This is a genomic window from Microbispora sp. CSR-4 (genome assembly GCF_008033685.1).
In the GTDB taxonomy this organism is placed as follows: domain Bacteria; phylum Actinomycetota; class Actinomycetes; order Streptosporangiales; family Streptosporangiaceae; genus Microbispora.
In genome coordinates this window covers 1-8,474 of sequence record NZ_VJVX01000111.1, presented here as the reverse complement: position 1 = coordinate 8,474, position 8,474 = coordinate 1, and the positions used below count along the sequence as shown (strand labels likewise).

8 protein-coding genes and 1 tRNA gene are annotated in these 8,474 nt (G+C 70.4%); 5 read left to right on the top strand and 4 right to left on the bottom strand.

From position 1 onward, the window contains the following. Nucleotides 1-102: 102 nt before the first annotated feature. The 3 genes from FLV34_RS38250 (at nucleotide 103) to FLV34_RS38240 (ending at nucleotide 2,573) form a co-directional block, all read left to right on the top strand. On the top strand, nucleotides 103-405 hold the full coding sequence (locus tag FLV34_RS38250) for an SDR family oxidoreductase (protein WP_222709791.1): 303 nt from the start codon (nucleotides 103-105) through the stop codon (nucleotides 403-405). Between the two features lie 408 nt (nucleotides 406-813). After that, a tRNA-Ser gene (locus tag FLV34_RS38245) sits at nucleotides 814-884 on the top strand. Between the two features lie 105 nt (nucleotides 885-989). Beyond that, nucleotides 990-2,573, top strand: coding sequence for a TROVE domain-containing protein (locus FLV34_RS38240; RefSeq protein ID WP_147945484.1), 1,584 nt, complete (start codon nucleotides 990-992; stop codon nucleotides 2,571-2,573). Nucleotides 2,574-2,705: 132 nt separating this feature from the next. Here the strand turns inward: FLV34_RS38240 and FLV34_RS38235 are convergent, their stop codons facing one another. The 4 genes from FLV34_RS38235 to FLV34_RS38220 form a co-directional block, all read right to left on the bottom strand. Next, on the bottom strand, nucleotides 2,706-3,728 hold the full coding sequence (locus FLV34_RS38235) for a glycosyltransferase family 2 protein (RefSeq protein WP_147945483.1): 1,023 nt from the start codon (nucleotides 3,726-3,728) through the stop codon (nucleotides 2,706-2,708). Between the two features lie 100 nt (nucleotides 3,729-3,828). Beyond that, nucleotides 3,829-5,199 carry a phenylacetate--CoA ligase family protein gene (locus FLV34_RS38230; RefSeq protein ID WP_147945482.1) on the bottom strand — a complete coding sequence of 457 codons (1,371 nt, stop codon included), beginning with the start codon at nucleotides 5,197-5,199 and terminating at the stop codon, nucleotides 3,829-3,831. Then, nucleotides 5,196-5,864, bottom strand: a complete 669-nt coding sequence (locus FLV34_RS38225) for a TetR/AcrR family transcriptional regulator (protein ID WP_147945481.1) — start codon at nucleotides 5,862-5,864, stop codon at nucleotides 5,196-5,198. The genes FLV34_RS38230 and FLV34_RS38225 overlap by 4 nt, the downstream gene beginning before the upstream one ends. A gap of 97 nt (nucleotides 5,865-5,961) precedes the next feature. Beyond that, a complete protein-coding gene (locus FLV34_RS38220) occupies nucleotides 5,962-6,606 on the bottom strand; it encodes a TetR/AcrR family transcriptional regulator (protein WP_147945480.1) in 645 nt (214 codons plus the stop codon). Between the two features lie 63 nt (nucleotides 6,607-6,669). Here FLV34_RS38220 and FLV34_RS38215 point away from each other — a divergent pair, with 63 nt between their 5' ends. After that, complete coding sequence (locus FLV34_RS38215) at nucleotides 6,670-7,080, top strand: VOC family protein (RefSeq protein ID WP_147945479.1); 411 nt, start codon at nucleotides 6,670-6,672, stop codon at nucleotides 7,078-7,080. Beyond that, nucleotides 7,077-7,541, top strand: coding sequence for a quercetin 2,3-dioxygenase (locus FLV34_RS38210; protein WP_147945478.1), 465 nt, complete (start codon nucleotides 7,077-7,079; stop codon nucleotides 7,539-7,541). The genes FLV34_RS38215 and FLV34_RS38210 overlap by 4 nt, the downstream gene beginning before the upstream one ends. Nucleotides 7,542-8,474 lie beyond the last annotated feature (933 nt).

Below are 8,474 nucleotides of genomic sequence, written 5' to 3'. Positions count from 1 at the left end.
TGCGATGTAGCCCGAGCAAGACCGGCCACCTGGTCAAAGCCATCGCGGTCCTTCAGAACCATCGGGTAGCACACGCCTCCCGAGGATGAAATTGGCTCACTGATGGCATTCTCCCGGGCTCTCGGAGGAAACAGCCTGGCCGACGGCATCCGAGTGGTAGGAGTGAATCCAGGCCCGGTGGCCACGGAAAGAATGGTCACACATTTGAAGAACGCCGCTCTGTCCAGCCTGGCGGACGAGAGCCGATATGCCGAACTCACGGCCCATTATCCCCTCGGCAGGCCGGCGGAACCACGCGAGATCGCCGACCTGGTCGCGTTTCTCGCCTCGGACCGATCCGGCTACACGAGCGGGGCCGTCTTCACGGTGGACGGAGGCGCCTCGTCTTCCACGTCGCTCTATTGAGGTCATAGCCCCGGCACACGCCCGCCCGGCATCACCGTAGACGGCACGACCCATCAGGACATACCGCCGATAACGGGAATTTTCCGGTCAAAGGGGGCGAGAAATCCGGACAATGCTTCCCGGATGCGCGGGTTCACATGGAAAAAAATCAGAAGCGGCGCGGCGCGGGAGAAGGCTAGGCTTCCTGGTGTTCCAGGTGCGAAGGCCCCGGCTACTTCTTCGGGTGAAACCATGCCGGAGCCGTCCCCGGACCTCTGGAACGCACAACTTGATATGCACCTCCCGGTGCGCCGACAGCGGTTACTTCGAGGTTCGACTCCTTGCAGCCCCACCCATGGGGCTGTCGCCCATCCGGTGGGCGTCTCCGCCGTCACCCTTGATCTCGGGAGGACCCCGGCTCCAGACCATGCCCGGTGCGCAGGCGAGGCCTACTTCCACTGTTGATGGGGCGGTCGCTGGTTCGAGTCCAGCCGGAGGCTTCGATCTCCGTAGCTCAGATGGCAGAGCACCACATGGCTTCGCCGACGTGATCTCGGGCATGGTCTGGCGCGGGCTCCTCCCCATCGCGGAAGGGGCCCGCTTTCATGTCCAAGTTCAACCGCGGCACCACCCACGTCGCGACCACCAGCCCGGTCACCACCGAGGCGAGGCCGACCGGCCGTACGCACGAGGGCGCCCCCGGCTACATCCGCGACCCCAGGTCGGAGCTGTTCCTGCTCGCGGTCTCCAACATGGTCGGCGAGGACACCTTCTATGAGAAGGCCGGCGACCGCGACGAGCGCTTCCGCGCCCTCGTCCACCAGGTGGCCGTCGAGGACGGGGACTGGCTGGCCCGCTTCCTGCCGTGGCTGCGCGGCGAGGCGAACATGCGGTCCGCGCCGATCGTGGCCGCACTGGAGGCCGTACGGGCCCGCCTGTCGGCCGGCCTGCACGGAGGCAACCGCGAGCTGGTCGCCTCCGTGCTGCAACGTGCCGATGAGCCGGGCGAGGCACTCGCGTACTGGACATCGCGGTACGGCCGGGCCATCCCCAAGCCGGTGAAGCGCGGCGTCGCCGACGCCGTCCAGCGGCTCTACACGGAGCGGTCCCTGGCGAAGTACGACAGCGACGCCCGCGCGTTCCGCTTCGGCGACGTCATCGAGCTCGTCCACCCCACCCCGGCCGCCGACAAGCTGCTGTGGCAGGGCGACCTGTTCGCCCACGCGCTCGACCGGCGTCACGGCCGGGACAAACCGATCCCGCAGTCGCTGCGCATGCTGCGCGACCGGGCCGAGCTGCTCGCCATCCCGGCCGGGGAGCGGCGCTCCGCGCTGGCCGACCCGAGCCGCCTGGCCGCCGCGGGCATCACCTGGGAGGCGCTCGCCGGCTGGCTGCAGAGCCCGATGGACGCCCAGGCGTGGGAGTCGGTCATTCCCTCCATGGGATACATGGCGCTGCTCCGGAACCTGCGCAACTTCGACGAGGCAGGTGTGGGTGACGAGCTCGCGGACCGGATCATCGCCAAGCTGACCGACCCGGAGGAGGTCGCGCGGTCGCGGCAGCTGCCGTTCCGCTTCTACGCGGCGTACCGGTCGGCGCCCTCCTCGCGGTGGACCCGGGCGCTGGACACGGCGCTGACCCTGGCGACCCGGAACGTCCCCTCGTTCCGGGGGCGGACGCTCGTGCTCGTCGACACCTCGTCGTCGATGACGTCCGGCGCGGTCTCCGCGCGGTCGGCGGTCACGCCGGTCCAGGCCGCCGCGCTGTTCGGCGTCACCCTGGCGACGCGCGGCGACCAGGTCGACCTGGTGGGCTTCGCCGACGGCACGTTCCGGCACAAGATCCGGCCGGGAGCGTCGGTGCTGCGCGAGGTCGAGCGCTTCTGCGGGCGGATCGGCGAGGTCGGCCACGGCACGCAGATCGCCGACGCCGTGCACAGGTCCTGGAAGGGGCACGACCGGGTGGTGATCCTGTCGGACATGCAGACCATGACGGGCTACTACGCGAAGGGGGTCACGACCGCGGTCCCGGCGAGCGTGCCGGTGTACGGGTTCAACCTCGTCGGATACAGGACGGCCGCGATGCCGACCGGCTCGGCCAACCGCCATGAGTTCGGCGGGTTCTCCGACGCGTGCTTCCGGCTGATCCCGCTGCTGGAGGCGGGCCGCGACGCCGGCTGGCCGTTCTAGCGACGGGACCGCCTCGCCTGGTCGTACGGCCAGGCGAGGCGGCAGCTCTTACGGCCGGTGTGGCACCCGGGCCACCACCCGGACCAGCGGCAGCGTGACCACCGCGACCGTTCCATCGCTTCATCACCTCCGTCACCGGAAGCCGGTGAACAGCAGCCCGGGCCGGTGTAACCGCACCGCCGCGACCGCCGCGCCCAGATCGAACGCGCACTCCAGGGCCGCGCAGGCGACGGCGTCGGCGACCGCGCGCGGGCCACCGCCGGGGGCGAGCCGTGCACGCGCCCGCAGCCCGAGCGCGAGCGCCGCCGTCGCCGGTATCAGCACCATGCCCCGGCCCCGCGTCGCCGGTGCGGCGGCCAGCGCCACGACAGCCGCCGCGCCCACCGCGACGACCGGGTTGCAGCGCGGCACGCCCCGGTCCGGGTGGGTCATGGCGAGCCACCGCTCCGACCGGCCACGCCTGTAGAGCGTGCGCCACACGCTGCTCACCGACTCCGGGCCGGGCCGGTCCTGCACGACCTCGGCGTCGGGCTCGGCCCGCAGCGTGAAGCCCCGCCTGGTCAGGCGGATGCCCAGGTCCACGTCCTCGCCCGCGGCCACGGTCGGCGACCTCTCCGCGAAGCCGCCGACCGCTTCGAACGCCGTCCTGCGCAGCAGCAGGTTGGATGCGGCCGCCCACTCCAGTTCGTCACCGGCGGCCGGCCTCTTCGGGTCACCGTGGAGCAGGGGAGACCGGCGCATGATCCGGGACACCGCTGTCGGGCTCGCCACGACGACCGTCGGGCCGGCCAGCCCCGCGGTCCCCGTCGCCATGCGGATGGTCTTGACGTACCGCCGCAGCAGGCCGGGTGAGACGCGGCAGTCCGAGTCGAGGAACAGCAGAAGATCGTGGGAGGCGTGACGAGCGCCGAGGTTACGCTTCGCCCCGACATGCCGGGGACCACGCAGATAGCGGGCGCCGTGCCGTTCGCACTGCTCGCGGTGGCGTGCGGCCTCCTCCGGGCCCGAGTCGTCCACCAGGAGAACCTCGACGGGCTCGGGACAGCGCGCCGCCGCCGCCCGCACACTGGCCAGCATCAGCTCGGTCACCGCCACCCTGCCTCGGACGGGGACCACCACCGACACGCCCGGAGAGGGTGCGGATTCCCCGGTCATGCCGGCCCTCCCATCACCGATGTCCAGCGTGACTTCCCAGGACCGACCACGGCGCCCGTATCGGGAATTATCCCGGCCCGGGCGTCGATGCGGGATGTGGTCAGCGGGCCAGGGGGATGATCCTGCGGAACTTGCCGCTGGCCGACTGCTCGGGCGGCTCCTCGGCGCGTTCCAGCGCGACGCGCTCGGCCTTGTGCTCGGCCAGGAGGCGCGAGATCTCCTCGTGTACGCTCCGCCACACGTGATCGGGGTCGGCGCCGTCCGCCTGCGTCAGCCGTACCCGCAGCGTGGCGGGCGCGCTCTGCACGACCTGGAACTGCGCGATGCCGGGGACGCGGTCCAGCAGCGTGCCGAACGCCATGGGGGAGATGCGGACGTGCCGGTCGCCGCCGGCGGGGAACTCGAGCAACTCCGCCGCGCGGCCCTGCACCTGGACAGCGGGCAGCGGGCTGCCGCACGGGCAGGCGTCGGGCCGCATCAGGACGTTGTCGCCCATGTCGTAGCGGAGGATCGGCTGGACCCGGTTGGCGAGATTGCTCAACAGGACGGTGTGTGATGGCCGCCCCGGCGGGACGGGCCGATAGTCGGCGTCGACCGGCTCCAGCACCACCCAGTCGGTGTTGACGTGCAGCCAGTTGTGCGCGCAGCCGTAGGCGAGGAAGCTGCACTCGGTGGCGGCGTAGGCGGAGCGGACCTGGGCGTGGAACGCGGAGGCGATCCGGGCGCGGTTCTCGGCGGTCAGTGCCTCGCCGCCGGCGATGACCATCCCCGGGTGGATGTGCAGGCGGCCGGCCTCCTGCTCCCTGGCCAGCAGCCCGAGCATGCTGGAGAAACCGGCCAGCGAGCTGGGCTTGTACCGGTTCAGCTCGGCCACCAGTTGCGGCAGCGGCTTGTCGATGGAGAACTCCCGCAGCAACCAGCCGAGCCGCGGATGGTCGCGCCGGAACCGCGCGGCCGAGGCGACGGTGGAGAAGTGGCCGGGCGGCGCGGAGACGATGGCGGTGCGTCCGGCGCCGCGCATGAGGCGCACGAGATCGCCGGCCCCCAGCCCGGCTCGCGCGCGCTGCCCGATCGCGTTGCCCACGGCCAGGCTCCGTTCGTCCTGCAGGAAGATGCCGCGCAGCCCACTGGTGCCGGACGTGGTGGCGACGAGGTATCGACCCTGGAAGCGCTCGCCCACGAGGGCGGGGTCGGCGACGAACTGCCCGGCCTTGGCCAGTGTCACGTCCGGGTCGGTGACCCATTCGTCGAAGCGCGCCATGAGCGCCTGCTTGCCGGTGACCGGGAGCCGCGCCAGGTCGCCGATGTCGTCGGGCAGCGCCCGATACAGCTCGCGGTAGTAGGGCGAGTGGGTGCGGGCGTAGGTCACGGCTTCGGCCAGGCGGGCCCGTTGCCGCCGCGCGATGCCCTCGGGGCCCTCGCGCAGCGCCCGCCGCGCGTCGCGGGCGAGGCTCCGCTCGTTGTCCGTCATGACGACTCGTTCCCTTCTGCGGACTGCGCCGGTTCGTCGTCTGCCGCGGCGTCCGCGCGGACCGAGAGCAGGCCGTGCGCGGCGATGTCGAGGCCGTGGCGTGCGGCTGCCCACAGCTCGTCCTGTGACCGGCCGAGCTCGACGCTCGCCAGGCTCGCCTGCTGGACGGCGCCGATCAGCGAGCCGGTCATGGCGGCGGCGGTGATCGGATCCAGCTGGCCCGGGAACGCCTTGAGCAGTTCGCCGGCCATCCTGCGCTGCAGCTCCAGCAGCAGGTAGAGCCCCTTGGCCTGCAGCGCCGGCGTCGTCATCATCAGGCGGACCCCCGCCGACAGCGCCTCGGGCTCCTTGCGGGGCACCTCGGGGCGGCGCCGGGCGGCGTACTCCTGCACCGCCCTGACCAGCAGCTCGCCCGGGCTCTCCTGCGGCCGTGGCGCCGCCAGCGCGCCGAGCAGCATGCCGAAGATGTGCTCGGTGTCGGCGAACACGACCTCGTCCTTGGCGCGGAAGTAGTTGAAGAACGTCTTGGGGTCGACGTCCGCCGCCACGGCGATCTGCGCCACCGTGGTCTGCTCATATCCCTGCTCTGCGAACAGCCTCATCGCCGCGGCCATGATCCGCTGCCTGGTCAGCCGCTTCTTGCGCTCGCGGCGTGATTCCTCCACACGCAAAACATACAGCACATGGAAACTTCCAGACACTGGAAGATTGGTAGGACATGGGGAGCACTGGGGCAGGCCCGTTCGCCCGCTCGCGTCGGCTTCAGCGCAGGATCGTGGCGGAGAGGATCTTGTTGATCCAGCGTTCCCATTCCTCGGGCGTCCACCCGCGTACGCCGGTGAGCAAGAGGTAGACCTCGACGCTGACCAGGGTGAAGATGACGTCGGCCGCCTCATCGATGGACAGGTCCGGGCGCAGGGCCTGCTTGTCGGCGAGGTGCCGCGCGAGGGTGTCGTGGGCGAGGAAGCGCTGGTTCTGGTTGGTCTCCCACTGCGCGGCCATCTCGGCGTCGGCACCGGCAGCGTCGCGGACGATCTTCATGATGGGCGCCACGCGGCCGAAGATGACGCGGCTGTTGGCCAGCCAGATCGCCAGCGCCCGCCGGCCGTCGGGTTCGTCGCGCACCTGCTCCACCCAGGGCCGGTCCAGCATCGGTATCGGCTCGTCGTCGCCGACCGCCAGCACATCCACGATCTCTTTGACAACCGTGGCCTTGTTCCCGAAGTGGAAGTACACCGTCTGCACCGCGACCCCGGCCGCCGCGGCGATCTGATCCAGGGTGGTCGAGGCGTACCCCTGCCGCAGGAACAGTTCCCGCGCGGCGTCGATGATCCGTCTCCGGGTGGCGCGCGCTTGAGCGGCTCGGCGGGAGCCCTGTCCGGTCGCACTCTTGACAGGGTCGCTCATTCGCTAGAGCCTACTACAGAGAAAGTCACTAGAGACAACTCTAGTGACCCCCCGGAGGCGCCCATGGCTGCGACGCTCAACGGCTTCCACCACGTCAAACTCCCCGTCACGGACGTGGAACGCAGCCGAGACTGGTACGAGCGGGTATTGGGCCTGCGCGTCCTCATCGAGTTCGTCGAAGACGGCACGCTCATGGGCGTCGCCCTCCGCGACGCGAACAACGCCGTCGACGTGGCCCTGCGTCAGGATCCGGTACGAGCTGCCGCGATGGCCGGATTCGACCCGATGGCCCTGTGGGTACCCACCCTGCGCGACCTGAAGGACTGGCAGCAGCGCCTGGACGACCTGGCCGAACCGCACGGCGGCATCGTCACCGGTCACGTCGGCCACGTGCTGGTCGGCCTGCACGATCCCGACGGCATCGAAATCCGCTTCTACAACCCAGCCCAGGACGACCCCGAGGACGCCCGATGAGCTTCGACCCCACCGGCTATCTGCTCACGCCCGCCGACGGCCCCCACCTGTGGTTCCTGGACACCCGCATGACCGTGAAGGCCGGCGCGGACCAGACCGGCGGCGCGTTCCCCCTCATCGAGTGGTCCGCACCCGCCGGCTTCGGGCCACCCCGGCACATCCACGACCGCGAGGACGAGGCCTTCTACATCCTCGAGGGAAAGCTCACCATCGACTGCGGCGACCACCGCTGGACCGCCGGCTCCGGCGACTTCGCCTTCCTGCCCCGCCGCATACCCCACTCCTTCATCGTCACCGAAGGGCCCGTACGCGGCCTGCAGATCACCACACCGTCAGGATTCGAGCAGTTCATCGCCGAACTCGGCCGCCCGGCCGAGCACCCCGGCCTCCCCGCACCCACCCCGCCCGACGTCCCCCGCCTGATCGAAACCGGCCGACGCTATGGCCAGCAGATCCTCTGACCTGCTAGAACGCTTTGCTCGGCAAGCCGGCCATCTCGACGACCAGGCATCAGACCGGCGGACGAGGACGCGATCAGGTCGCGGAGCGAGCTCGCCCACCTTCTACGCATAACTGACACGCAGGCGGTCGTACGGAAAGCAGCCGTCGACGGTGAGCTCGCGGGGGCGGCTGAGGCGCTCAGGTTGCTGAGCGCCCAGTTCTCCGAATTCACGTTCATGGGCGAGGCGCTGCCTCCGTCCGGCTACGACCGCGGGGAGATCATTTCCCGAGGCCCATCCGCTTCCCCAGGCTGCCCGCCCGTGACCGCGGCAGGTATGGGACCTCGGGACGAGGCAGGAGGTCGCGCGCCTGGTGCACGGCGACGAGTCCTGGGTCCGCGACGACGACGGCACGCCCGAGACCACCGTGACCTCGCTCGCCTTCGACGGTCCCGGCGCCGGCCTCGCCACGGCCACCCGCCACAATGTGATGCGCGTGTGGCAGGTGCCCCAAGGCCGGGAGATCCGCCGGTTCACCCATCCCGTGGTGTACGGGACATCGCGTTCCATCCCGGGGGCGGCTCGCTGGCCACCGCCTGCAAGGACGGCGTCGTCCCCGTCCGGGACCTGGAGACGGGAACCGAGGCGTACAGGCTGGGTGGGTGTCGACCCGTACGCACCGCCTCAGCTCATTGCGTTAGCAGCTCTAAGCACCTCCAGGCACCAGGGCGGCGTCCGTTGAGCGCACAGTTATTGACACTACTAGGGCGTGTATTTGGTTGTGATCAAGGGGTGGCCTGGGTGAGGTCTTTAATCCAGATCATCGCGGCGCGGAGGTGGAGGCCGGCGAGGTAACTCGCAGGGGTTTTGTCGTAGCGGGTGGCGATGCCTCGCCAGGCCTTCAGCTTGTTGATCAGGCGCTCGACGGTGTTCCGCTCCTTGTACAGGCCGGCG